Annotated in this window: 19 protein-coding genes; 12 read left to right on the forward strand and 7 right to left on the reverse strand. The window is 46.2% G+C overall.

Features of this window, described 5'->3' with window-relative positions; genetic code table 11:
• Positions 1 to 43: 43 nt before the first annotated feature.
• The 9 genes from Q4Q52_RS04570 (at position 44) to Q4Q52_RS04610 (ending at position 9,476) form a co-directional block, all read left to right on the forward strand.
• The gene (locus Q4Q52_RS04570; protein WP_311989948.1) at positions 44 to 790 is read left to right on the forward strand and encodes a YebC/PmpR family DNA-binding transcriptional regulator; all 747 of its coding nucleotides are present in this window, start codon (positions 44 to 46) and stop codon (positions 788 to 790) included.
• A gap of 120 nt (positions 791 to 910) precedes the next feature.
• On the forward strand, positions 911 to 1,432 hold the full coding sequence (ruvC, locus tag Q4Q52_RS04575; RefSeq protein ID WP_006081743.1) for a crossover junction endodeoxyribonuclease RuvC: 522 nt from the start codon (positions 911 to 913) through the stop codon (positions 1,430 to 1,432).
• Positions 1,429 to 2,046: a Holliday junction branch migration protein RuvA gene (gene ruvA / locus Q4Q52_RS04580; RefSeq protein WP_006081742.1), complete on the forward strand. Its 618-nt coding sequence runs from the start codon at positions 1,429 to 1,431 to the stop codon at positions 2,044 to 2,046. The genes ruvC and ruvA overlap by 4 nt, the downstream gene beginning before the upstream one ends.
• Before the next feature lie 47 nt (positions 2,047 to 2,093).
• Positions 2,094 to 3,098 carry a Holliday junction branch migration DNA helicase RuvB gene (ruvB, locus tag Q4Q52_RS04585; protein WP_006081741.1) on the forward strand — a complete coding sequence of 335 codons (1,005 nt, stop codon included), beginning with the start codon at positions 2,094 to 2,096 and terminating at the stop codon, positions 3,096 to 3,098.
• A gap of 994 nt (positions 3,099 to 4,092) precedes the next feature.
• A complete protein-coding gene (locus tag Q4Q52_RS04590; protein WP_106650591.1) occupies positions 4,093 to 6,612 on the forward strand; it encodes a TonB-dependent siderophore receptor in 2,520 nt (839 codons plus the stop codon).
• A gap of 223 nt (positions 6,613 to 6,835) precedes the next feature.
• Complete coding sequence (locus tag Q4Q52_RS04595) at positions 6,836 to 7,516, forward strand: response regulator transcription factor (RefSeq protein WP_311989949.1); 681 nt, start codon at positions 6,836 to 6,838, stop codon at positions 7,514 to 7,516.
• A gap of 224 nt (positions 7,517 to 7,740) precedes the next feature.
• Positions 7,741 to 8,868, forward strand: coding sequence for a M14-type cytosolic carboxypeptidase (locus tag Q4Q52_RS04600; protein WP_311989950.1), 1,128 nt, complete (start codon positions 7,741 to 7,743; stop codon positions 8,866 to 8,868).
• A gap of 12 nt (positions 8,869 to 8,880) precedes the next feature.
• Complete coding sequence (locus Q4Q52_RS04605; protein ID WP_311989951.1) at positions 8,881 to 9,198, forward strand: zinc ribbon domain-containing protein; 318 nt, start codon at positions 8,881 to 8,883, stop codon at positions 9,196 to 9,198.
• Complete coding sequence (locus Q4Q52_RS04610) at positions 9,195 to 9,476, forward strand: YeaC family protein (protein WP_106650587.1); 282 nt, start codon at positions 9,195 to 9,197, stop codon at positions 9,474 to 9,476. The genes Q4Q52_RS04605 and Q4Q52_RS04610 overlap by 4 nt, the downstream gene beginning before the upstream one ends.
• Before the next feature lie 115 nt (positions 9,477 to 9,591).
• Here the strand turns inward: Q4Q52_RS04610 and ansA are convergent, their stop codons facing one another.
• Together ansA and sppA are read right to left on the reverse strand one after the other, a co-directional pair.
• Entirely contained in the window at positions 9,592 to 10,605 is a 1,014-nt protein-coding gene (gene ansA / locus Q4Q52_RS04615; RefSeq protein ID WP_006086774.1) for an asparaginase, read from the reverse strand.
• Between the two features lie 137 nt (positions 10,606 to 10,742).
• A complete protein-coding gene (gene sppA, locus Q4Q52_RS04620; protein ID WP_311989952.1) occupies positions 10,743 to 12,590 on the reverse strand; it encodes a signal peptide peptidase SppA in 1,848 nt (615 codons plus the stop codon).
• Between the two features lie 165 nt (positions 12,591 to 12,755).
• On the opposite strand from sppA, the gene Q4Q52_RS04625 reads away from it, so the two are divergent.
• A complete protein-coding gene (locus Q4Q52_RS04625; RefSeq protein WP_311987795.1) occupies positions 12,756 to 14,774 on the forward strand; it encodes an NADPH-dependent 2,4-dienoyl-CoA reductase in 2,019 nt (672 codons plus the stop codon).
• Between the two features lie 151 nt (positions 14,775 to 14,925).
• Positions 14,926 to 15,408, forward strand: coding sequence for a YciI family protein (locus Q4Q52_RS04630; RefSeq protein WP_259509724.1), 483 nt, complete (start codon positions 14,926 to 14,928; stop codon positions 15,406 to 15,408).
• A 37-nt stretch (positions 15,409 to 15,445) separates the two neighbouring features.
• Here Q4Q52_RS04630 and yfaE read toward each other — a convergent pair whose 3' ends face one another.
• The 5 genes from yfaE to ubiG all read right to left on the reverse strand — a co-directional run bounded on the left by yfaE (position 15,446) and on the right by ubiG (position 21,331).
• Positions 15,446 to 15,880, reverse strand: a complete 435-nt coding sequence (gene yfaE, locus Q4Q52_RS04635; RefSeq protein WP_259399863.1) for a class I ribonucleotide reductase maintenance protein YfaE — start codon at positions 15,878 to 15,880, stop codon at positions 15,446 to 15,448.
• Positions 15,881 to 15,928: 48 nt separating this feature from the next.
• Entirely contained in the window at positions 15,929 to 17,059 is a 1,131-nt protein-coding gene (gene nrdB / locus Q4Q52_RS04640; RefSeq protein ID WP_028759863.1) for a class Ia ribonucleoside-diphosphate reductase subunit beta, read from the reverse strand.
• A gap of 74 nt (positions 17,060 to 17,133) precedes the next feature.
• The gene (nrdA, locus tag Q4Q52_RS04645) at positions 17,134 to 19,422 is read right to left on the reverse strand and encodes a class 1a ribonucleoside-diphosphate reductase subunit alpha (protein WP_220590317.1); all 2,289 of its coding nucleotides are present in this window, start codon (positions 19,420 to 19,422) and stop codon (positions 17,134 to 17,136) included.
• A gap of 525 nt (positions 19,423 to 19,947) precedes the next feature.
• Positions 19,948 to 20,619 carry an HAD-IA family hydrolase gene (locus Q4Q52_RS04650; protein WP_311989953.1) on the reverse strand — a complete coding sequence of 224 codons (672 nt, stop codon included), beginning with the start codon at positions 20,617 to 20,619 and terminating at the stop codon, positions 19,948 to 19,950.
• 1 nt (position 20,620) lies between these two features.
• Positions 20,621 to 21,331 (reverse strand): bifunctional 2-polyprenyl-6-hydroxyphenol methylase/3-demethylubiquinol 3-O-methyltransferase UbiG, encoded by a 711-nt coding sequence (gene ubiG / locus Q4Q52_RS04655; RefSeq protein WP_311989954.1) that lies wholly within the window; start codon positions 21,329 to 21,331, stop codon positions 20,621 to 20,623.
• A 385-nt stretch (positions 21,332 to 21,716) separates the two neighbouring features.
• Between ubiG and gyrA the strand changes: the two genes are divergently transcribed.
• Positions 21,717 to 24,467 (forward strand): DNA gyrase subunit A, encoded by a 2,751-nt coding sequence (gyrA, locus tag Q4Q52_RS04660; RefSeq protein WP_220590314.1) that lies wholly within the window; start codon positions 21,717 to 21,719, stop codon positions 24,465 to 24,467.
• The last annotated feature ends 16 nt before the right edge of the window (positions 24,468 to 24,483 follow it).

Below are 24,483 nucleotides of genomic sequence, written 5' to 3' on the forward strand. Positions count from 1 at the left end.
CTTGATAAGCTATGCGATGACACCTCAGTTAAGGAGACTTCCCATGGCAGGTCACAGTAAATGGGCCAACATAAAGCACCGTAAAGCAGCTCAAGATGCTAAACGCGGTAAACTCTTTACTAAATTCATTCGCGAATTAACCGTCGCAGCCCGTGAAGGCGGCTCAGATCCCGATTCCAATCCACGATTACGTGTCGCCATTGATAAAGCCCTCGGCGGCAATATGACCCGCGATACGGTTGAGCGCGCGATTAAACGCGGCGCCGGTGAGTTGGAAGGTCAGCAACTCGAAACCATTCTCTATGAAGGTTATGGCCCAGGCGGCACCGCTGTGATGGTTGAAACCATGACGGATAATCGTAATCGGACTGTGAGCGGTGTGCGCAATGCGTTCAGTAAATCGGGCGGCAACTTAGGCACAGATGGTTCGGTTTCTTATCTGTTCACCAAACGTGGGGTGTTATCCTATGCGCCCGGAACCGATGAAGATGCATTGATGGAAGCGGCGCTTGAAGCGGGTGCGGAAGATATCGTCAGCTATGATGATGGCGCGATGGATGTGTTCACCGATCCCGTTGATTTCTATATGGTGAAAGATGCGCTCGATAAAGCGAGTTTTGTGGCAGATAACGCTGAAATCGCGATGATAGCCTCGACGAAAGCTGAGCTTGATCTAGACACCGCCGAAAAATTTATGCGCCTTATTGATACCCTTGAAGATCATGACGATGTGCAAGAAGTGTATCATAATGCAGAAATCTCCGATGACGTGATGGCAAGCCTAGGTTAGATTGACTGTGAGCTGGATTTGGGCGTCAATCTAGACCAATTTCTGCTCAAACACGCTAACTTTGAACACTCGTTAACCTATGAACTGAGACGACAATTCAGATCCCTTATAAGGCATTTAATGGCAATTATTTTAGGTGTTGACCCAGGTTCGCGGATCACAGGCTACGGCGTGATCCAATGTCAGGGACGGCATCAGATTTACCTCGGCAGTGGTTGTATTCGTACTTCGTCTGAAGAGCTGCCTGGCAGGCTCAAGCAAATATTTGATGGGATCACTGAGATTATTCGTCAGTATCAACCGGACGAATTTGCAATTGAGCGAGTATTTATGGCAAAAAATGCCGATTCTGCACTCAAGCTTGGCCAAGCACGCGGCGCGGCCATTGTCGCCGCCACGGTCGCCAATTTACCTGTGGCAGAATACAGTGCGACTCAAATTAAAAGCGCAGTCGTTGGCACGGGGCGAGCACAAAAAGCCCAAGTACAACACATGATCCAACAACTACTAAAACTACCCGCAGCCCCACAAGCTGACGCCGCAGATGCACTCGGTGTTGCTGTGTGTCATTATCACACCAGCCAGAGTTTAATCGCATTGAGTGGCCGGGCAACGGCAAGAACATACGGACGGTACAGATGATAGGTCGTTTAAGGGGCGTGTTAGTTGAGAAACAAGCGCCAGAAATTTTGATCGATGTTAATGGTGTGGGTTACGAGTTGCAGATGCCGCTCACCAGCTTTTATGAGTTGCCTGAAGTTAACCATGAAACTATGGTCTACACCCACTTTGTGGTGCGTGAAGATGCACAGTTACTCTATGGTTTTATCACTAAACAGGAAAGGGCGTTATTTCGCTTACTGATCAAGACCAATGGCGTGGGTCCCAAGCTCGCACTGACCATTTTATCTGGCATGACAGCCGGAGAATTTGTGGGTTGTGTTGAGCGTGATGACATAGTGACCTTAGTGAAATTACCGGGTGTGGGTAAGAAGACCGCCGAGCGGTTACTAGTAGAAATGCGCGATAAGCTTAAGAGCTTGATGGAAGCCTCTGCAGGTTCAGAGCGTGAGTTCGTACTGCAATCTAATTACTCACCCGCGCCGACAGTTAATAGTGCCGAAGAAGATGCTATTTCAGCTTTGATTTCGCTGGGTTATAAACCGCCGCAGGCGAGTAAATCAGTTTCTGCAGCCTACAAAGAAGGTATGGATTCTGAAACTCTGATCAAAGCTGCCCTTAAGTCGATGCTTTAATTGAATAATGATGATAATTAAGATGAAAGCTGCGAGAAGGAAGAACAATGATTGAGGCAGACAGACTCATCCAGCCGCAGATCCAAGCTCAAGATGAATCCATCGACAGGGCAATGCGCCCTAAAATGCTCGATGAATACACGGGCCAAGATGACACTCGGGCGCAACTTAAGGTGTTTATTCAAGCGGCAAAGAATCGTAATGAAGCCTTAGATCATATGTTGATCTACGGTCCGCCAGGACTGGGTAAAACCACCTTGGCTATGATTGTGGCGAACGAGATGGGAGTGAACATTAAGTCCACCTCGGGCCCCGTGCTTGAAAAAGCGGGCGATCTTGCAGCCCTCTTGACCAATCTTGAATCCGGTGATGTGTTATTCATCGATGAAATCCATCGATTAAGCCCTGTGGTAGAAGAGATTTTGTATCCGGCGATGGAAGATTATCAGCTGGATATCATGATAGGTGAAGGGCCTGCAGCGCGTTCTATTAAGCTTGATTTACCGCCGTTCACTCTAGTGGGCGCGACAACACGGGCAGGTGCGTTAACCTCACCACTGCGGGCGCGTTTTGGGATCCCGCTGCGGCTTGAGTTTTATAACATCAAAGATTTAAGCACCATAGTCACGCGTTCGGCGCAGGTAATGGAGCTGGATATTGATGCTGAAGGTGCCTTTGAAATCGCGCGCCGTTCACGCGGTACACCGAGAATAGCCAACCGATTGCTGCGCCGCGTACGGGATTACGCGCAGGTGAAGCATGACGGTGCCGTCACTAAGTTTGTGGCCGAACACGCTTTAGACTTGTTAGACGTGGATAGTGAAGGTTTCGATTATATGGATCGCAAATTGTTACTGGCTATTATCGATAAATTTATGGGTGGACCAGTAGGACTAGATAACTTAGCCGCTGCCATCGGCGAAGAGCGTGAAACCATTGAAGATGTGTTAGAACCTTTTTTGATCCAGCAAGGGTTTATCCAACGCACGCCCCGCGGCCGAATTGCAACCGCACGGGCATACCAGCATTTTGAGCTAATCAAACCTGAATAACCATCTGCTTGATAATACCGATAATGAGAGGCGACCTAAGTGGTCGCTTTTTTATGGGTGAGATTTAACTTTGGTTACAATAGGGGTGAGATTTTGGCAAATCGAATAGCGTTTGAAATGGCGTTAAATATAAGACTTTTTAAAACTTGATAGCTATGAGTTTCTCATCATTAAGTTGTATCAGCATTCCAGAACGCCCCGTCTTTTCAAGCTCAGTATTTAGACGATTATAATAGATTTTATACAGAAAACTGTATATTTATAGTTAATTGACGCGAACCTAAATTAATTAACAAATGTATCTATTTAGTTTGTTTGTTGAGCCGAAATATGAACTATCCACCATCAAAATTGATTTTTACTCTGAGATTAACTTAATTTAATAATTTGCCTTAGGTTACTAAATCCTCAACACAAATACTCACTACAGCTATCTTTTGCTAGGGTTTGGTATTCGGAATAATTTGTAGCAATATTGTTTAAATTTCGAAGGTGATTTTATTTGTGTGCATAAATAGCACAACTAATACTGTTTGTATCTTTTGTTATGCACTGATTTAGCTAGGTTATCTCCATGATTATGGCTGCATATAAGTTACTAATGTCCATGGGTATGCAATTAAAGTGGTGGTTAATCAGTACCTCATTCCAGTTTACGGCTCTCGCTTGAATAATTAAATGTGATCCAGATCACACTTTTCGATGCTGGATATGTTTCATAAAAGTAACTCGTTAACAGTGTTAATCACTTATTACTTGCCACCATTAAGATTTAACCTCTAGTAAACTATGATGCTCAAGTTTTATTGAAAATACTCACCATAAATAAAAACAAAGTAATCTAAATTTTTTAACATTGCTTTTCCGTTGGTTAATATTTTGAGTGTTGACGGAGTTAAAGTGAATCCTCAGTATCGAGTGCAACACTAGTACATCAATAGTTGTACAAGCTGTAAGCATAAAAATAATAGTAAGATCTAGGGAGCATTCATACATGATCAAAAGAACCAAAGTCGCGTCAGCTATTAACTTAGCTATCGTTGCATCTATCACTTCAGGTGCATTTGTAACGTCAAGCGCATTTGCTGCGGAAGAAAAAGCAAAAGTTGAACGTATTGAAGTCACGGGTTCACGCATTCAGCGCCAAGATATGGAGACAGCTTCTCCTGTAACCGTTATCGATGCTGCTGCGATTAAAGCAGAAGGTTTCACTTCTGTAGACCAGATGCTACAAGTACAAACTTCAATGGCAGGTGCTGCCGTAGGTTCAACGACAAACAACGGTGCAGACGGTGTTGCACAGGTTGATTTACGTGGTATGGGTTCTCAACGCACCTTGGTGCTACTGAACGGTCGCCGCATGGTGAACTCGGGTTCAGGCGCTGATAGTGCAGTGGATTTAAACTCGATTCCTGTTGCCATGATTGCCCGTGTTGAAATTCTGAAAGATGGCGCTTCTGCGGTTTACGGTTCAGATGCGATTGCCGGTGTAGTAAACATTATCACTAAGAAAGATTTTGAAGGTTTCCAATTAGATTTCAACGGCAGTGGCACTGATAAAGGCGATGGCGAAAGTGGTGATGTCAGTGCGCTATACGGTTTTAACACCGATGGTGGTAATTACACCTTTGGTGCCGCTTTTTCTGACCGACGTGGTGTGATCCAATCTGATCGTGATTGGACTAAACCTGGTGCGAGTGGAATTATACCAACGGGTTCACTAGATGGTATGGTTCAAGATGCTAATGGTAATTGGGTAGCACAAACAGAGACTTATGATTTCACCCAAGATAGCTACTATCAAACACCAAGTGAACGTCGCAGTTTATTTGCTAACATGACTCAAGAGCTGGGTAATGATGTTGTGTTAACTGCAGATGCTATTTATACCAACCGTCGTTCTCATCAGCAAATGGCAGCCCAACCTGCACAGCTATATCTTGATGTCTGTGGTCAACCAGATGCAGATCCATTAAAGTGTTTAACACTTGATAGTGATATGATTGCTGCAGGTATTAAGCCTGATGATCATGGGCAAGTTTTCTATGCTAGACGTATGAATGATGTAGGTCCTCGTATTTATACTCAGGATACTGATACTTGGCGTTTATCAGGTGGTCTAGCGGGTACTTTAGACGTTCATACAGGTATGAACTGGGATGTTACTTATACATTTGGTAAGAACAAAGCAGAAACCGCAGTAGAGAACTCTATCAATGCTAGCGATATGCGTAACGCTATTTATGCTAATCCTGATGCTTGGTTGAGTGGTGCACCACTTACACAAGCGATGAAAGATGCTGTTGGTTATACAGAGGCTGCAAATGGCGGTAATGAACAACAGACATTATCTGCCGGCTTGAATGGTGAGTTGTTTGATTTAAAAGCGGGTGCCGTTGGTTTTGCGATTGGTGCTGAATACCGCCGTGAGAGTGGTTTCTATAATCCCGATCCAATTGTTGTCGCAGGTGAAAGTACTGCAGCACAGCAAGATCCAACCGATGGTAACTACAACGTTATTTCGATTTTTCAAGAAGTAAGTGTGCCTTTCACCGAGAAATTAACGGGTGAATTCGCGCTGCGTTTAGACGATTACTCAACATTCGGTAAAGCGACCACTTGGAAAATTGGTTTAACATACACTGCAACAGATGACTTAATGGTTCGGGGTGTTGCGGCTACAGGCTTCCGTGCGCCAAGTGTTGCTGAATTATATGGTGGTAATTCGGGATCGTTTGATTACCTTACAAATCCTTGGTTGTCAGATGATGAACAGCCAGGACAAATTTTGGTAAACCGTACTTCTGATCCAGATTTGAAGCCTGAAGAGTCAGAGTCTTATACGGCTGGTTTAGTGTATTCGCCAAGCTATCTTGATGGTATGTCTCTGACATTAGACTACTGGCGCTTCAAAGTGGATAACGCTATCGCCCGTTTAGATACTCAGGCTGGCTTAGATGATTGTAAAGATGGCATTACGTCAGCTTGTGAAACGTTTAATATTACCCCAGAAGGTGACTTGCGTAATCTAACGAATGCGTTAACCAACGTAGGTTATCAAGATACTAGCGGTATTGATTTTAACTTAGCCTATAACTTTGAAGGCTTAGGTTTGGATTGGAAAATCAGCAATGACACGACATATTTATTGAACTTTGAGCAGGATAATAAAGATTACACTGATACTATCGACGGTAACTTCGGTGCTTACGCTAAGGTTCGTAATAACTTCAGTCTCTCAGCTGGTCAAGATGATTGGAGTGTTATGTACTTCAACCGTTATATTGGTGAGATGACAGACTTGGCGAAAGGCTATGATGTTGACTCAGTGCTATACCACAATATTTCTGGAACATATCACATCACTGATATGACAACTGTTAGTTTAGGTGTGAAAAACTTCACTGATGAAAAACCATCACGTGTTTCTAACGGTAGTGATGGTGGCACAGTTCCACAAGTATATGACACAATCGGCCGCGTGATTTACGGTGGTGTAACGGTTAAATTCTAAGCTAAGTTCAGACTCTTAGTTTCTAAAAAGCGCCTTAGGGCGCTTTTTTATTGGGAGTTTACGAGATGATTTTAGAGTCGCTAATCATCCGTTGATTGGTTGTTAATATCGTATTTTGTTCACAGTTTTCAACATCACACTTCCTAACGAATGTAATAGGCCTAGAGTCATTTCGATTCGCATGGTAATATAAATGATATAGATTCTCGTTTGGGTTTTAAGGATGAGTAAAATACTCTTAGTCGATGATGATCCCTTGTTTAGTGCTTGGTTGGCCGATGCCTTGGGCACACAAGGGCATGAAGTTGCATGTGCGGAAAATGGTGTCGATGGTCTGGCATGCATTGAAAGTTTTGCTCCCGACATCATAGTGCTTGATTTAGTCATGCCACAAATGAATGGTTTTGAGCTGTTAAAAGCGCGGGAATGCTCAACGCCGGTATTGATGGTCTCTGCACGGGATAATGAAGACGATCGTATCACTGGCTATGAATTAGGTGCCGATGATTTTTTGAGTAAACCATTTAGCATCAAAGAGTTTTTTGTGCGCTTACGCGCCTTAGAACGCCGTCTTTGTATTAGTCAATCTCATCAGCCGCAAATGGCGACTGTGGCGGCGAAAGTGATTAACTTTGATGATATGAGTTATAGGATCACCATTGGCAGCCGTTATGTAGATTTGACTCAAACCGAATTTAAATTATTCAAATATCTGTTTGAAAGGAAAGGTCAAGTCATCACGAAACAAGAGTTACAGCGTTCAGTGTTACAAAAAGATCTGGGCCGATTTGACCGCAATCTTGATATGCACATTAGTAACACGCGCCGTAAATTAGCCAACATCAGCTTGCCGCGTAACTTAATCAATACAGTGCGAGGCCAAGGTTATAGTTTTATGGCTTAACACCATCGTTTACCACCTCGTTAACGGCTAAGTTTGACGGATGTTTGGCGTGAAACTTGGTCAATAAAAGGTCGACTGCAACTGCCTTGACTGATTTTACTGGCTTTCGTTTTCCCCTTGGGATGTTTTGGTTTATCCTATCGGCCATATAATAAAATGTGCCGCGTGCTATCAGTCGCGTGCCATTAACTGCCCTTAGCTTTAACAACCTATTAGGAATCATTATGCGGATCAGTGCCAACTTTGATGGCGGAAATATCCAAGTCGTCAATCTTGATAATAAAGACGATATTCAACTTGCTATTCGTCCCGATGCGGGCGGCGAGTTTTATCAATGGTTCAATTTTCGATTCGAAGGTGAGGTGGGTAACCATTACACCTTAAATATCATCAACGCGGGGACGGCTTCCTATACCAAGGGATGGGAAGACTATCAGGCGGTAGCCAGTTACGACCGTCAACATTGGTTCCGTATTCCGACTCAATATAAAGACGGCAAACTGAGCATTAGCTTAGAGCTAGATTGCGATGCGATTCAAATCGCTTACTTTGCGCCATACAGCTATGAGCGTCACTTAGATTTACTCAGCAGCGCCCAGTTACACCCAGATGTCAATTTAGAGCATTTGGGCCTGACCATAGATGGCCGCGACATTACCCTGATGAAAGTGGGGAATGGCGATCCTTCTAAACGCAATATTTGGATCACCGCCAGACAACATCCGGGCGAAACCATGGCTGAATGGTTAGTAGAAGGTCTAGTGAATCGTTTACTCGATAATGATTGTCCAACAGCGAAAGCGCTGCTCGACAAAGCCAATTTCTATATAGTGCCGAACATGAATCCCGATGGCAGTGTCAGAGGCCATCTGCGCACCAATGCGATTGGGATTAATCTTAACCGCGAGTGGCAAACGCCGAGTTTAGAAAAGAGTCCTGAGGTGTACCACGTTGTCAACAAGATGCAGCAAACCGGTGTCGACTTGTTTTATGATGTCCACGGCGATGAAGGCTTACCTTATGTGTTTCTAGCGGGTTGTGAGGGCGTGCCTGCCTACAATGATAAGCTGGCGCAGCTGCAAGCGGACTTCAGTCAAGCATTAACCTTAGCCAGTGCTGATTTTCAAACTCAGTTTGGCTATGACAAAGACGAGCCAGGCCAAGCGAATCTAACGGTTGCGTCTAATTGGGTCGCTCAGACCTTCGAGTGTTTATCCAATACCCTCGAAATGCCTTTTAAAGACAATAACAATCTGGCCGATCCTTTTGTGGGTTGGTCGCCAGAGCGCAGTATTTATTTAGGTGAAGCATCGCTTATTGCCATGCTCGCCGTTGTTGATAATTTACGTTAGGGCGAGGCTGATATGGCATTAATTGAATGTCCAGTGTGTCGCAAGCGGATGTCGAGTAAGGCGCCTTCATGTCCCCATTGTCAAGCGAGCACCAATGGTGACAATGAGTCCTTAACGCGCATTAGTCATATTCAAAAGTCCAGCAGCTTAATGAACCAGAGTTTTGTTGCTATGACCTTGTTTATTGCAGGCGTGGTGATTTGGTTTTGGGGTGGTGAACCTGCCGAAGGTATGCGGGCGAACATTGCCGGAATATGCTCCGTGTTTGGTTTTGTGGGTTATCTCATCACACGAGTCAGAATCGTGTTACATAAGCGGAAAAGTGTATGACAGATATTAATCAAGTGATCGATCAAATGCCCATTGAAGTCTATGAAAGGCTTCGTAGTGCAGCAGAGCTGGGTAAGTGGGAAGATGGCACTGTGCTAAGTGAAGCGCAGCGTGATTCTACCCTGCAGGTCGTGATGTTGTATCAAGCCCGTAAGCTTGAGCAAACTGAGCATTTCACTATTGCCCCCGACGGTAAAATCAATGAACTGTCTAAAGCTGAGCTGAAAAAGCAATTCCGCGGTGAGTCAATTGCCGAGTTTAAAGTACAAGATTTGTAGCTTACTCATTAGTTTGACGCCGTTTAATCTGAGTTAAAATCAAAAAGCCCATATTTAATGGGCTTTCTTGTTACTAGTGATTGAGCAATAAGGGAAATATTTAAAGACTATGGCGTTAATCTATGCTCAGTTCACCGACTAGATTTTGCAACATGGCCGCTTTTATCTCGGCTGGCTGCAAATTTTTCGATAGTAAATAATGCAGTTTTGCCAAGGCCGCTTCTATGGTCATATCGGCGCCACTGATCACGCCCGCTTTAGCGAGTGCATTGCCCGTTGCGTAGCCGCCCATATTCACCTTACCTTGGAAACACTGGGTAAGATTCACCAGCACTATGCCACGTTCATCCGCTTGCCTTAAGGTTTTGAGTAAGGCAGCATCTTGCGGCGCGTTACCCACACCAAATGTTAGCAGTATGAGGGCTTTAACTGGCTGCTGCAGAATGTTCTCAAAAATCTGTGTCGAGATCCCTGGATACAAGGTCACCACACCCACAGGTTGTGGACTGATATGCGCCACTTCCAATGGGGTATCGTTGGCAACGGTGATCTTGCCTGCGCGCAGATTGATTTTGATCCCAGCCTCAAGCAGTAGCGGGAAGTTAGGTGAAGCAAAAGCATCGAAACCGTCGGCATGGGCCTTAGTCGAGCGATTACCTCGAAAGAGTTTGTTATTGAAGAATAAACACACTTCTGCGACCGGATAATTCGCCGCAATATAGAGTGAGTTTAATAAATTGGTTTGACCGTCTGAGCGCAGCTGGGCAAGGGGAATTTGCGAACCTGTCACTATCACAGGTTTTGACAAGCCTTGAAGCATGAACGACAGCGCCGAAGCCGTGTACGCCATGGTGTCAGTGCCATGGAGGATCACAAAGCCATCGTATTTATCGTAATTAGCTTGTATATCGTCGGCGATCATCTGCCAATCGGTCGGCGCCATATTGGAAGAGTCGATAAGCGGGCAGTATTCGTGGATCACGAATGTCGGCATTTCTTCATGGTAAAACTCAGGCATAGATTGCACGCACTGAGTCAGGAATCCCGCCACAGGGACGAAGCCGTTATCGGTCTTTTGCATACCGATGGTGCCACCTGTATAGGCAACATAAATGGAGCGTTTAGTCATTCTTGTCGTTTTCTTAGCTTCAAGTGGCCGAATTATACGATTTAACTGACATAAACCCAATAAAAAAGCCCGGAGAGCCGGGCTTTGTCTTTGTCATCATCTTGAAGTTGCGAGCTGCAACCTAGGCGCTGGCAGATTTAGTTCATTATGTTGCAAGTATCGCAGTAGATGTAGACGTTATTTGGATCATCAAAAGAGGTTAACGTTTTCAAGCTGCTGGTCCATTGCGCTAGCATTTGCTCTAACATCGATGATTGGCTCAGTGAGGCGGGCAGGTAGCTCGATACTGAGGCAAACATCTGTTGCATAAAGCGTTGCTCGGGTGTCAGCTCTTGTTCGATAACGCGGGTGTCAAATAGTGTCATATCTGCGAGTTTAGCGGCTTTAGCTATCGCCTCATCTAAATCACCCAGTTCATCGACTAAGCCAAGCTCAAGGGCTTTTTTACCACTCCAAACACGGCCTTGGGCAATCTTATCGACTTGTTCTATGGTCATCTTGCGTTCTTTAGCGACCAGCGAGATAAAGTCTAAATAGCCACGTTCAATATGACGTTGGATAATCGCTTCAACTTGCGGTGACAGCGTGCGCGTCACAGACAATCCTGCCCATTCAGAGGTTGATACGCCATCGGTATGTACGCCTATACTGGCCAGAGAATCTTCAAAGGTGGTGATCATGCCGAAGATCCCAATCGAGCCCGTAAGCGTAGTTGGCGTTGCGAAGATGTAGTCGGCACTGGCCGAAATCCAGTAGCCTCCTGAAGCCGCTAAACTGCCCATGCTGACGACGACAGGTTTACCCGCTGCTTTAAGTGCTAGTAATTCTTGACGAATTTGCTCCGAGGCAAAGGCGCTGCCGCCAGGGCTATCGACACGCAGTACTAAGGCTTTAACGTGTTTATCAAAACGCGCTTTACGTAACAGCTCGGCAGTGCTTTCGCCGCCAATTTGGCCCGCAGGTTGAGTACCATTCAGAATCGTGCCACTTGCGACAATAATGCCGACACTGTCTTGCTCAACAAAGCTTGGCAATGGCGTCACTAAGGTTAAATAATCATAAAAACTCACTTGCTTGAAACTGTCACCGCTGCTGGCTTTGCCCACGGTTTCTAACATGGTTTGACGAAAATCTTCCGTGGTCGCTAAGCTATCAACCCATTTCATGTTGATGGCCATTGCCGCAGAGTCACCATTGGCTTTATCGAGCTCGGCCAAATAAGTGGTTGCATCGGGTACCAGTGAGTTAGGCTCAATATTGCGATTGCCTGCGACAGTCTGGGTGTAGCTTTGCCATACATCAGCTAAAAGCGCACTGCTGGCTTCGCGAGCGGCGTCGGACATATCGTCACGCATGTAGGGTTCAACCGCAGATTTAAAAGTCCCTACGCGGAAAATATGCGCTTTAACTTTGAGTTTATCTAAGGCCGATTTGAAGTACTGGTTGTACATACTCAGGCCATCAAGCGACACGCCGCCTTGGGGATTGAGGTAAATAGTGTCGGCAAAGCTGGCGAGGAAATATTGATTTTGCTCGTAGTAATTGCCGATGGCGACCACTTTTTTGCCACTTTCTTTAAAGCGGTTAAGTGCATCACCGATAGACTGCAGCTTGCTGATCCCAGCACGTTTGAGATCGGCTAGATCAAGTACTAGGGTACTAATCCTTTGATCTTGCGCGGCATTATCAATCACATATAGCACATCGGCGAGCAGGATTTCCCCATCGGCATTGCCATTATTGCCTTGCTTGAATGCGGCTTCTAAGGGATCGACCTGTTGCTTCTGATCGACAATCGAACCAGCCAGATTAAGCACCAGTGCTGAATTATCTTCAACTTGAATATCTTCGCTGCTGCCAATGGAGATGATAATGGCGGCTAAGATGCCAAAAAAGATCAGATTGAGTATCAGTTTACGCGTCCCGTTGAGGGTGTGCCAAATAAACAAACATATTCTCTTGAAAAACGATGGGTTAGCGGACATTTGCCACTCCTTTATAAGTCCAATCTGCCCATGCTAACTGAAAATGGCGCTACAGGCTAAACACAATTGTAAAGGATTTTGACTAATGGCCTCGATCCAACGGTTGAGCTTAGATTTGACTCAAGGTATGCTGATTTAAATCACTTGTTTTAAAAGGATGTTTGAATGTCGTTTCCCCATTTATTAGAACCCTTAGATCTGGGATTCACCCAGCTCAAAAACCGCGTGCTTATGGGCTCAATGCACACAGGTTTGGAAGAAGAAAAGGGCGGATTTGAGAAACTGGCAGCGTTCTACAAAGAACGCGCTCTGGGCGGCGTGGGTTTGATTGTAACGGGCGGTATTTCCCCCAATCTTCGCGGTCGCCTTACGCCCCATGCCTGTCAGCTGAGTTTTCCTTGGCAAGTCGGTAAGCATCGCGTGGTCACGCAGGCGGTGCATGAGGCCGGCGGTAAGATCTGCATGCAAATTTTGCATGCGGGCCGCTACGGTTATCATCCTTTTTCCCAAGCTCCGAGTAAAATTAAATCACCCATTACACCTTTTACGCCGTCTGCCATGTCCAGCCGTCAAGTGCGCTCGACCATTAAGGATTACGCCAGCTCAGCCGCTCTTGCCAAGAAAGCCGGTTACGATGGCGTTGAGGTGATGGGATCTGAAGGCTATTTGATCAATCAGTTTGTCAGTGCGCGCACCAACACCCGCACCGATGAATGGGGTGGTGCGTTTGAAAAGCGGGCGCAATTCCCGATTGAGATTGTTAACGCGATACGGGCAAAAGTCGGTAAAGACTTCATCATTATCTTCCGTTTATCTATGCTCGATCTAGTGGATAACGGCTCGACTTGGGATGAAGTGGTGCAGCTCGCCCAGTGGTTAGAGCAAGCTGGCGTGTCTATTTTAAATACTGGTATTGGTTGGCATGAAGCGCGCGTACCGACCATTGCGACAAGTGTGCCCCGCGGCGCCTTTGCGTGGGTGACTGAAAAGCTCAAACAATCAGTTTCTGTGCCCTTAATTGCGACTAACCGCATTAACACCCCTGAAATCGGCGAGCAGATTATTGCTTCTGGTCAAGCTGACATGGTATCGATGGCGCGGCCTTTCCTCGCTGATCCTGAGTTTGTGAATAAAGCCGCGGCGAACACTCCGGAGCTTATCAACACCTGCATTGGCTGTAACCAAGCATGTCTTGACCATACCTTTTCCCTCAAGCGCGCAACCTGCTTAGTGAATCCTCGCGCCTGTTATGAGACTGAAATCAACTTCTTACCCACAGCAAATAAAAAGCGTATTGCGGTGATGGGGGCAGGCCCTGCGGGCATGGCGTTTTCTGTTTATGCCGCCATGCGTGGCCATGATGTTGTCTTGTTTGAAGCGAAATCCGAGGTGGGTGGACAGTTTAATCTCGCCCGTAAAATCCCTGGAAAGGAAGAGTTTAACGAGACTATCCGTTATTTCATCAATCAAATTAAGTTGCATAAGGTGGAGCTGAGATTAAACACTCGCCTCGATGCCAGCGTATTGGCGACCGAAAAATTTGATGAAGTAGTGATAGCGTCAGGCGTTGTGCCGCGTGATTTAGTCTTACCCGGCTTTGATGACCCACGGGTGGTCGATTATCAAAAAGTGCTCTCGGGTGAAGTGACTGTCGGTAATACGGTGGCTTTGATTGGTGCTGGCGGTATCGGATTTGATATGGCGCATTACTTATGTGAGCGCCAATCTAGCACCTTGGACCCAGATAAATGGCTGCAACAGTGGGGCATAGATAAAACTTACCAGCATGCGGGCGGCCTAACAGAACCACATTCCGACAATACCGATCATCGTAAGGTCTATTTACTGCAACGTAAAACGTCGAAGATGGGCAAGGGCTTAGGTAAAACCACCGGCTGGATCCATCGTCTTGTGCTTAAGCAACATGATGTGAAGATGAAAACAGGCGTGAGTTACGATAAGTTTGATGACGCGGGTTTACATATTCGCGTTGGCGAGCAAGCAGAAGTATTGCCAGTGGATAATGTTATCCTCTGCGCTGGCCAAGAATCGAATCGCACTTTGGTGGATGAGATGAAAGCGACAGGCATGCCAGTGCATTTAATTGGCGGTGTCGATGTCGCCGCAGAACTTGATGCTAAACGGGCGATTCGCCAAGGCGCCGAACTGGCGATGCGTTTATAGTCATTTTCAAAAGCCCATATAGCATCTAAAGCCTGAGTCTTAATCAGGCTTTTTTATTGCCTTTTCAACATAGTTGCCGCAAATACGCTAAGGTTTAAATGCTTAAATTAAGCAACATAACTCGCCCATAACCCACGCAGAGGGAACCGCTATGCAGCTTAACACTGTCTTTAACGCTAAGATCACCATCAGCCTTATCACTTGCCTATTATGTGGATTAATGGTGAGTTTTTCGGCCCACAGTACTCCACCGTTTGACGCGCAGCGTGCTAAAAATGCCGGTGCCGATGAATACGGTATGAAGCACTATGTAATGGCTTTTTTAAAGCGGGGCCCTAATCGGGATAGAACACAGGCACAGGCCGAACAATTGCAAAGGGCGCATTTGGACAATATCACCCGCCTTGCCAATGAGGGCAAATTAGTGCTGGCGGGGCCCTTTTTACACGATGGCGAATTACGCGGTATTTATGTCTTTGACGTTAATACGGTTGAAGAGGCAAAAGCCTTAACGGAAACCGATCCTGCAATTCAAGCGGGCAGTCTAGTGCTGGAATTATTACCTTGGTATGGCAGTGCGGCGCTGACAGAGGTCAATGAGCTGCATAGGGTGATGGCGAAAAAAGACATTTAAACCGCTAGGCTCAATTAGCCCCTATCAGACTCAGAGGTCATTTTTCGCACACTTCGATGAATGTTGGCGAGACTTGCTGCTTTGAACCGTGGGATATAGCGCTCTGTGTTGGTGAATGGCCGTTGCGGCCCATGTGTTGTGACCCTTTGGCAGCATAGGTGACTACGGCCGCACCTTCAGGTGACAAGTCGAGCTCTAAATCTTCGGTAGGCACACAGCAGCAGGGCAAACATTCATCATGTTTAAGTTCGGCTAAGGGTTCGTTTAAGTAGCTGACTTTTCCGCTGATGACGCGTGTTTTGCAGGCACCGCAGAAACCGTTGCGACATTCTGAGAAGATTTTGACTTTTTTGGCTTCGAGCGCTTGCAGCAAAGTGCCTTGTTGCTCGGTAAAGAGCAACACAGGTTGACCTTGAAGGCGCACGATCGGCGCCTTCGCAAACAGGTTTTGTGGCCGTTTTTTTGATGTCACTGTTTTAATGCCATTTTGTAACGTCACTTTTAAGCGTCTTATATATCGTTATAGATCGAAGTCGAGGAATTCATCGCCATCAACCGCGGAGTCGATTTGGCCGACAAGGTATGAAGAGACTTCAACTTCCTGTGGTGCAACTTGCACTGCATCGCTTTCTAACCAGTTTTTCATCCAAGGTAATGGATTGGTTATTTCTGGGTATGGTTGCGGTAGATTCACCGACTTCATGCGTTGATTAGTAATAAACTCAACGTATTGGCACAGGATCTGTTCATTCAAACCTATCATAGAGCCGTCTTTGAACAGGTATTTTGCCCATTCTTTTTCTTGCTCTGCGGCTTTGAAGAATAAATCGAAAGCTTCCTGTTGGCATTCTGCAGCAATTTCACCCATTTCTGGATCGTCTTTACCGCCTTGCATGATGCTTAAAATATGCTGAGTGCTGTTTAAGTGTAAGGCTTCATCACGTGCAATAAGGCGAATGATTTTCGCGTTACCTTCCATCAGTTTACGTTCAGCAAAGGCAAATGAGCAGGCAAAGCTAACATAGAAACGAATAGCTTCTAGGGCGTTGACTGACATCATGCATAGGTACAAGGCTTTTTTCAGGGTGCGGGTATTGACTATGACTTCTTTGCCATCGATAACATGGGTTCCTGCACCGAGTAAATGGAATATCTGAGTCAGTTGGATCAAGTGATCGTAATAAGCGGCGATATCGGTCGCACGGCTTAAGATTTCTTTGTTCACGACGATATCGTCGAAGATCACTGAAGGATCGTTAACGATATTGCGAATGATGTGGGTGTATGAGCGCGAGTGAATTGTCTCAGAGAAAGACCAAGTCTCAATCCAAGTTTCTAATTCAGGCAGTGACACCAGCGGTAAAAAGGCCACATTGGGCGAGCGACCTTGAATCGAGTCGAGTAGGGTTTGGTATTTCAGATTCGAAATAAAGATGTGTTTTTCATGATCAGGCAATGCACCGTAGTCAATCTTATCACGACTGACGTCTACTTCTTCCGGGCGCCAAAAGAAAGATAACTGCTTTTCTATCAGTTTTTCGAACACTTCATATTTTTGTTGATCGTAACGAGCCACGTTGACAGATTGACCTAAAAACATAGGTTCACGGGTGGCATCGTTGGGTGTTTGACAGAAGGTAGAGTAGGCCATGGTGCTATTTTTCCAATGGATAGGGATCCACTAAATAGGGATCCCTATAAAACCGTTAACGTTAAAGTTAAAGACTAGATTTTACATGCGCCGCCGGCGCAACCGTCATCTTCTTTCTCTAAATTGGTGATGTCATCGTGTGAATCCGATGCACCATCGCGAGTGTTATGGTAGTAAAGCGTTTTCACACCTAACTTGTAAGCATTGAGCAAATCTTTCAGCAGAGTTTGCATCGGTACTTTACGGCCTTCAAAACGTGAAGGGTCGTAGTTAGTGTTAGCCGAAATCGCTTGGTCAACGAACTTCTGCATGATGCCCACCAGCTGTAAGTAACCATCATTACTTGGCATTTTCCATAGTAATTCATAGCTATCTTTCAGCGTATCGAAATCAGGTACCACTTGTTTTAGCTGACCGTCTTTGCTCGATTTCACGCTGATAAGGCCACGCGGTGGTTCGATACCATTGGTCGCATTGGAGATTTGCGACGAGGTTTCTGATGGCATTAATGCCGACAGCGTCGAGTTACGCAGGCCATATTGCTTGATATCGCTACGCAGTGATTCCCAGTCTAAGTGCAATGGTTCGGCACAAATTTTATCTAGGTCACGTTTATAAGTATCGATTGGCAAAATACCTTGAGCGTACGTGGTCTCGTGGAATAACGGACACGCACCTTGCTCTTTGGCCAAGTTCATCGAGGCTTTCAGTAAATAAAACTGAATGGCTTCGAAGGTTCTGTGGGTCAGATCGTTCGCGCTGCCATCGGAATACTTCATGCCATTTTTCGCTAAGTAGTTAGCGAAGTTAATTACGCCTATACCTAAGGTACGGCGATTCATCGAGGCAAGTTGTGCTGCCTTGATAGGATAATCTTGATAATCCAGCAGATTATCCAGTGCGCGTACCGCGAGGTCGGCTAATGGTTCAATATCAGATAATTCTTTGATTGAACCTAAGTTGAGTGCTGACAACGTACAAAGCGCGATTTCACCATTAGGATCATCGATGTTGTTCAATGGTTTTGTCGGCAGGGCGATTTCAAGACACAGGTTAGATTGTCTGATCGGCGCGACTTTAGAATCGAACGGGCTATGGGTGTTGCAGTGATCCACGTTCTGAATGTAGATACGGCCGGTTGAGGCGCGCTCTTGCATCATCAGTGAAAACAGCTCAACTGCCTTTATGGTTTTCTTACGAATACTGCTGTCTTGCTCGTATTGCACATATAAACGTTCGAATTCGTTTTGATCTTCAAAGAACGCATCGTACAAACCAGGTACATCTGATGGGCTAAACAGGCTGATATTTTCGCCCTTGATCAGACGTTGATACATGACTTTGTTCAACTGCACACCGTAGTCTAAGTGACGGATACGGTTATCTTCAACGCCGCGGTTATTTTTCAATACCAGCAGAGATTCGACTTCTAAGTGCCAAATCGGGTAGAAGAGGGTCGCAGCACCACCACGCACGCCGCCTTGAGAACAAGACTTAACTGCGGTTTGGAAATACTTATAGAAAGGTAAACAACCGGTGTGGAAGGCTTCACCACCACGGATTGGGCTACCTAAGGCGCGAATACGACCGGCGTTAATACCGATACCCGCACGTTGACTGACGTATTTCACTATCGACGAAGCTGTCGCGTTGATTGAATCTAAGCTGTCACCACATTCGATCAGTACGCAAGAGCTGAACTGACGTGTTGGCGTGCGCACACCGGCCATGATTGGCGTTGGTAGCGAAATCTTAAAGGTCGATACCGCGTCATAGAAATCTTTAACGTATTTCAGGCGCGTTTCTTTTGGATAGCGGGCAAACAAACAGGCCGCGACCAAAATGTAGAGGAACTGGGCGCTCTCATAGATTTCGTGCGTCACACGGTTTTGAACTAAATATTTGCCTTCAAGCTGTTTTACCGCAGCGTAAGAAAAGTCCATATCGCGCCAATGGTCGATATAGGTATCCATCACGTCGAGTTCTTCGCGGCTGTAATCCTGCAGAATGTGCATGTCATACTTGCCAAGCTCAACTAACTTAGTCACGTGGGTATACAGTGCTGGCGGCTCGAACTGACCGAAGGCCTTCTTACGCAAATGAAACACCGCTAAACGGGCGGCGAGGAACTGATAGTCCGGTGATTCTGGAGAAATTAAATCCGCAGCCGCTTTGATAATGGTTTCATGGATAGCTTCGGTTGGGATGCCATCGAAAAACTGTAGGTGCGAGCGCAGTTCAACTTCAGAAACAGAAACGTTTTTTAATCCCTTGGCTGCCCAAGTAATTACGCGGTGTATTTTTTCGAGATCGATATTTTCACGATCGCCACAGCGTTTTGTGACTGTCATAGTGCTATTCATTTGGAGATAGGCCTTGGTTCTTATATCTATTTAGGTGAGCAAGTTCACCGTACGTATCCTTGTAAAACAATCAATAACCGTCCCTTAAATACAGCTGACTGGTGGAAAACAAGTCAATTAAGCGGCGAACTTCTAGTGTGTCTGATTGCTACCTATACACAAGATATGGTGTTTTAAATTATCTGGGATACAAGATAGTGAGGTTTGCCCCTATTTGCAAGTCTGAATTCAGGGGACATCTTGTGGATAAGTTGAGGATAAGCCTTAGCGTTAGTAACGACTAACCTTGAAGCTCAATTTCAGGTTAGCGTGTCGCACTCATGGGGGATTTTTAGGCGATCTTTTCTTTAGATCGCGATCGCGCACAAGTGCCGATCTTTTATCCGCCGACCTTTCGCAGCCTGATTTTATTCGCAGGTAAAAAATCAAGCAAACACACATATGTGCGTCTGCATAGTCACTTTAGTAAAAGGTGTATCTTCGAGTGCAAAAGTGAAGTTTGTTAACCATTTTATGGGCGAGTTTTCAGGCGAATGCGTCGGCTAATGCCTGATGTAACTCAGTAGGGCTGGCAAAGTGCGCGTAGGCAGGCCACTGCGATGGCTTGTCGTTGACCCCCAGATAACCCCATAGGGCAACGCCGCCTAACATGCCAGCCGCCTTAGCTGCTAACAAATCTCGCTCAGCATCCCCAAGATACAAAATGTGCTCTGGAGCGCAGTTCAGTTGCTGAGCCCCTAATAACATAGGTGCTGTGTGGGGTTTTGGGTGTTTGGTTGAATCGCCACTGATGATAACGGGCATACGTAAGTGTAAATTCAGTTTTCGCAATAAGGGACGGGTAAAGCGGGCAGGCTTGTTGGTGATCACCCCAAATGGCAGCTGCATTAACTCGAGCCAGTCGAGTAATGCTGCAATGCCTGTGAATAGCGCACAGTGATCGCCATTAATGCGCTGATAGTGGGCGAGCAGCCCTTGCTGAACTTGAGTGCGAAGATCATCCGCTGCATTGGGTATCGCCGCATCGACTAAGGCAAAACTGCCGTGGGATGCGGCGTAGCGCATGGCCGCTAACGGCTGCGCGGCGATGCCGACGTCTTGAAGACTTAAATTAAGGGCCTGCACCAGATCCGGCGCGGTATCGGCTAAGGTGCCGTCGAGATCGAACAGTACGCCTTGGATCTGTGCCAGACTCATATTAATCAACCTTACGCGTCGCTATCATGTAATTCACATCAACTTTAGGCGTGTATTTAAAAATGCCCGTCAGCGGGTTGTAGCTGATGCCTAATGCATCGGTACAGATCAGATCGGTATTGTCCACAAGCTCCATCAGTTCCGAAGGCTTAATGAATTTTTTATGCTCATGGGTGCCAACTGGCAGCATCTTCAGCAAATATTCTGCGCCGAGAATCGTGTGAACGTAGGATTTAATGTTGCGGTTGATGGTGGAGAAAAACACAAAGCCACCGGGTTTGACCATGTCGCAGCAAGCCTTGATCACCGATTGTGGATCGGGCACATGCTCCAGCATTTCCATACAGGTCACCACATCGTAATAGGCTTGATGATCTTGGCTGTGGGTCTCGGCGGTATTTTTTACATAATTAATGCTTACGCCCGTTTCGAGGGCATGCAAGCGCGCAACTTCTAAGGGCTCATCACCCATGTCAAGACCATCAACCTCGGCACCTATGCGGGCCATGCTTTCAGATAAAATCCCGCCGCCGCAACCAACGTCGAGCACTTTCTTACCGAAAATGCCGCCAGCAGTTTGATCGATATAATTTAAGCGCAGCGGGTTTAATAGATGCAGCGGCTTAAATTCACCGTTGAGATCCCACCACGTTTCGGCCATACGTTCAAACTTTGCGATTTCCTGTGGGTCCACATTGGTATTCTGATGCATGCTATTACCTGAAGTAGCTGTATTGTGCGGCTATTATAACGACTATGTTTGATAAACAAAGTGTTCGACTGAGCTAAGCCCTTGTGGTTGAGTGAATTTTCAGCAGTTTTCTGCTTTTATGTTAATTGTTGTGCTCCGTATCGACCTTTTACTTCATCCCTTTGACGATTTTTTCTTATCCTAAGCCACGAATTTCAACGCTGGTTTATCGCTCAAACGACCAAATTGACAGTGTTTTCATCTATTAAGCCACCAGACTCTCAATTCGATAAGGATAGGTCTGGCGACATTAAATAACTGTGTTAGAATGCCAAATCACGTTTTTGGGCTAGGCAATGATACGGATTATACGTTGTCGGCTATTTTTCAGGGGAACGAGCAGTTTATGACTGATCTGGCATCATCTATTTCGCCAATTAATATCGAAGACGAACTAAAGAATTCGTACCTTGATTACGCCATGAGCGTTATCGTGGGACGTGCATTACCAGACGTGCGCGACGGCTTAAAGCCGGTTCATCGCCGTGTTCTGTTTGCCATGAGTGAATTGAAGAACGATTGGAACAAGCCTTACAAAAAATCTGCCCGTGTGGTCGGTGACGTCATCGGTAAATATCATCCCCATGGTGATTCTGCTGTTTATGACACTATCGTCCGTATGGCCCAGCCATTCTCACTGCGTTACACCTTAGTAGACGGCCAAGGTAACTTCGGTTCGGTCGACGGTGACTCAGCGGCGGCAATGCGTTATACCGAAATCCGTATGGATAAGTTAGCGCATCAATTACTCGCCGATCTTGAAAAAGAGACAGTGGATTTCGTCCCTAACTACGACGGCACTGAACAAATTCCCGCCGTACTACCCACACGCGTACCTAACCTGTTAATTAACGGTTCATCGGGTATTGCGGTCGGTATGGCAACCAACATCCCACCACACAACCTAACGGAAGTCGTGAAAGGCTGTTTGGCACTGATTGAAGAACCTTCACTGTCAATTGAACAGTTGATGGAATACATTCCTGGTCCGGATTTCCCAACTGCGGCAATTATCAATGGCCGTAAAGGCATTATTGATGCCTATAAAACTGGCCGTGGCCGCGCGATCATGCGTGCACTGGCGGATGTGGAAACCGAAGATAATGGCCGTGAACGCATTATCGTGACTGAAATCCCTTATCAAGTGAACAAAGCCCGTTTAATCGAGAAGATTGCCGAGCTGGTCAAAGATAAAAAGCTTGAAGGGATCAGCGGTCTACGCGACGAGTCCGATAAAGACGGTATGCGTATCGTTATCGAAATTAAGCGCGGTGAAGTGGGCGAGGTGGTATTAAACAACCTGTATGCTCAAACGCAAATGCAGTGTTCTTTCGGAATTAACATGGTGGCCCTGACCAATGGTCAGCCTAAACTGTTTAATCTTAAAGAAATGCTCGAATGCTTTATTCTGCATCGCCGTGAAGTCGTGACGCGTCGTACCGTATTTGAACTGCGTAAAGCCCGTGAGCGTGCCCATATTTTGGAAGCGCTGGCGGTTGCTCTGGCTAACATCGACCCGATTATTGCGCTGATCAAAGCCTCGCCAACGCCTGCGGATGCCAAAGTTAAATTGGTTGAGCAAGGTTGGGAATTAGGCCACGTTCAAGGCATGCTGGAAAAAGCAGGCGATGACGCCGCGCGTCCTGAGTGGTTAGAGCCACAATACGGTATCCGTGACGGTCAATATTTCCTGACTGAGCAACAAGCTCAGGCGATTCTGGAACTGCGTTTACACCGTTTAACCGGTCTTGAACACGATAAGATCATCGCCGAATACGAAGAGCTGCTCGAATTTATCGCGGGTCTGCTGTTTATTCTGCGCAGTCCTGAGCGTTTGATGGAAGTCATCAAGGAAGAGTTAGAACTCATTCTTGAAGAATACGGTGATGCTCGTCGTACCGTGATCAATGCAAACGAAGTCGATATGAGTCTTGAAGACTTGATCAACGAAGAAGACGTTGTGGTGACACTGTCGCACTTAGGTTATGCCAAGTATCAACCCTTGACCGATTACCAAGCCCAGCGCCGTGGTGGTAAAGGTAAAGCCGCAACTAAAGTAAAAGACGAAGATTTCGTTGAAAAACTGTTAGTTGCCAATACCCATGACACTATTTTGTGCTTCTCTGACTTTGGTAAAATGTACTGGCTTAAAGTGTATCAATTGCCATTAGCGAGCCGTACGGCACGTGGTCGTCCAATTGTTAACTTGCTACCTTTGGCTGAAGGTGAACGCATTACGGCGATTCTGCCAGTACGTGAATACGCCGCTGATAAATACATCATCATGGCGACTTCACACGGTACTGTGAAGAAAACCGCACTGACTGCTTATAGCAACCCACGTGCAAACGGTATTATCGCCGTTAACCTCAAAGACGGTGACCAACTGATCGGTGTCGATATCACGAACGGTGATGACGAAATCATGTTGTTCTCGAACGAAGGTAAAGTGGTTCGCTTTGGTGAGAAAGTCCGTGATTCTGAAACAGGCGAAGTGAAACTCGATCCAGAAACCGGTGAAGAAGTCTTGTCCTTACGTCCTATGGGCCGTACTGCAACGGGCGTTCGTGGTATCCGTTTAGAAGAAGGTCAAAAAGTCGTGTCGCTTATCGTACCTAAAGGTGATGGCGCGATTCTGACTGTGACTGAAAACGGTTACGGTAAACGGACGCAACTGTCTGAATACCCTGCGAAGAGCCGTGCGACTAAAGGTGTGGTTTCAATCAAGGTGAGCGAGCGTAACGGCGCTGTTGTTGGCGCAGTACAAGTGGGTCTGAATGACGAACTGATGCTCATCAGTGATAAAGGCACCTTAGTGCGTACACCAGCGGGCGGCGTGTCTATCATTGGCCGTAACACCCAAGGCGTGACCATTATCCGCACCGCGGGCGACGAGAAAGTGGTTGGCCTGCAACGTATCGACGAAATCCAAACTGATGAAGATGAAGTCGAGCTGGATGAAAACGGTTTACCGATTGTTCCTGTCATTGTCGAAGGCGAATTAGCCGACGAGGCGCTTGATGAAGCGCTGGATGACGAAGAAGAGTTGGACGAAGATGAAGACGAGCTTGCTGATGATGAGCAAGACGAAGAGTAATTAAGTGTCATATTAG

This window comes from Shewanella sp. SP1S2-4 (assembly GCF_031932075.1).
Classification (GTDB): Bacteria; Pseudomonadota; Gammaproteobacteria; order Enterobacterales; family Shewanellaceae; genus Shewanella; species Shewanella baltica.

Coding starts and splice junctions, on each gene's coding strand:
- Q4Q52_RS04570 (WP_311989948.1), top strand. CDS start 44: ATGGCAGGTCACAGTAAATGGGCCAACATAAAGCACCGTAAAGCAGCT.
- ruvC (WP_006081743.1), top strand. CDS start 911: ATGGCAATTATTTTAGGTGTTGACCCAGGTTCGCGGATCACAGGCTAC.
- ruvA (WP_006081742.1), top strand. CDS start 1,429: ATGATAGGTCGTTTAAGGGGCGTGTTAGTTGAGAAACAAGCGCCAGAA.
- ruvB (WP_006081741.1), top strand. CDS start 2,094: ATGATTGAGGCAGACAGACTCATCCAGCCGCAGATCCAAGCTCAAGAT.
- Q4Q52_RS04590 (WP_106650591.1), top strand. CDS start 4,093: ATGATCAAAAGAACCAAAGTCGCGTCAGCTATTAACTTAGCTATCGTT.
- Q4Q52_RS04595 (WP_311989949.1), top strand. CDS start 6,836: ATGAGTAAAATACTCTTAGTCGATGATGATCCCTTGTTTAGTGCTTGG.
- Q4Q52_RS04600 (WP_311989950.1), top strand. CDS start 7,741: ATGCGGATCAGTGCCAACTTTGATGGCGGAAATATCCAAGTCGTCAAT.
- Q4Q52_RS04605 (WP_311989951.1), top strand. CDS start 8,881: ATGGCATTAATTGAATGTCCAGTGTGTCGCAAGCGGATGTCGAGTAAG.
- Q4Q52_RS04610 (WP_106650587.1), top strand. CDS start 9,195: ATGACAGATATTAATCAAGTGATCGATCAAATGCCCATTGAAGTCTAT.
- ansA (WP_006086774.1), bottom strand. CDS start 10,605: ATGACTAAACGCTCCATTTATGTTGCCTATACAGGTGGCACCATCGGT.
- sppA (WP_311989952.1), bottom strand. CDS start 12,590: ATGTCCGCTAACCCATCGTTTTTCAAGAGAATATGTTTGTTTATTTGG.
- Q4Q52_RS04625 (WP_311987795.1), top strand. CDS start 12,756: ATGTCGTTTCCCCATTTATTAGAACCCTTAGATCTGGGATTCACCCAG.
- Q4Q52_RS04630 (WP_259509724.1), top strand. CDS start 14,926: ATGCAGCTTAACACTGTCTTTAACGCTAAGATCACCATCAGCCTTATC.
- nrdB (WP_028759863.1), bottom strand. CDS start 17,059: ATGGCCTACTCTACCTTCTGTCAAACACCCAACGATGCCACCCGTGAA.
- nrdA (WP_220590317.1), bottom strand. CDS start 19,422: ATGAATAGCACTATGACAGTCACAAAACGCTGTGGCGATCGTGAAAAT.
- Q4Q52_RS04650 (WP_311989953.1), bottom strand. CDS start 20,619: ATGAGTCTGGCACAGATCCAAGGCGTACTGTTCGATCTCGACGGCACC.
- ubiG (WP_311989954.1), bottom strand. CDS start 21,331: ATGCATCAGAATACCAATGTGGACCCACAGGAAATCGCAAAGTTTGAA.
- gyrA (WP_220590314.1), top strand. CDS start 21,717: ATGACTGATCTGGCATCATCTATTTCGCCAATTAATATCGAAGACGAA.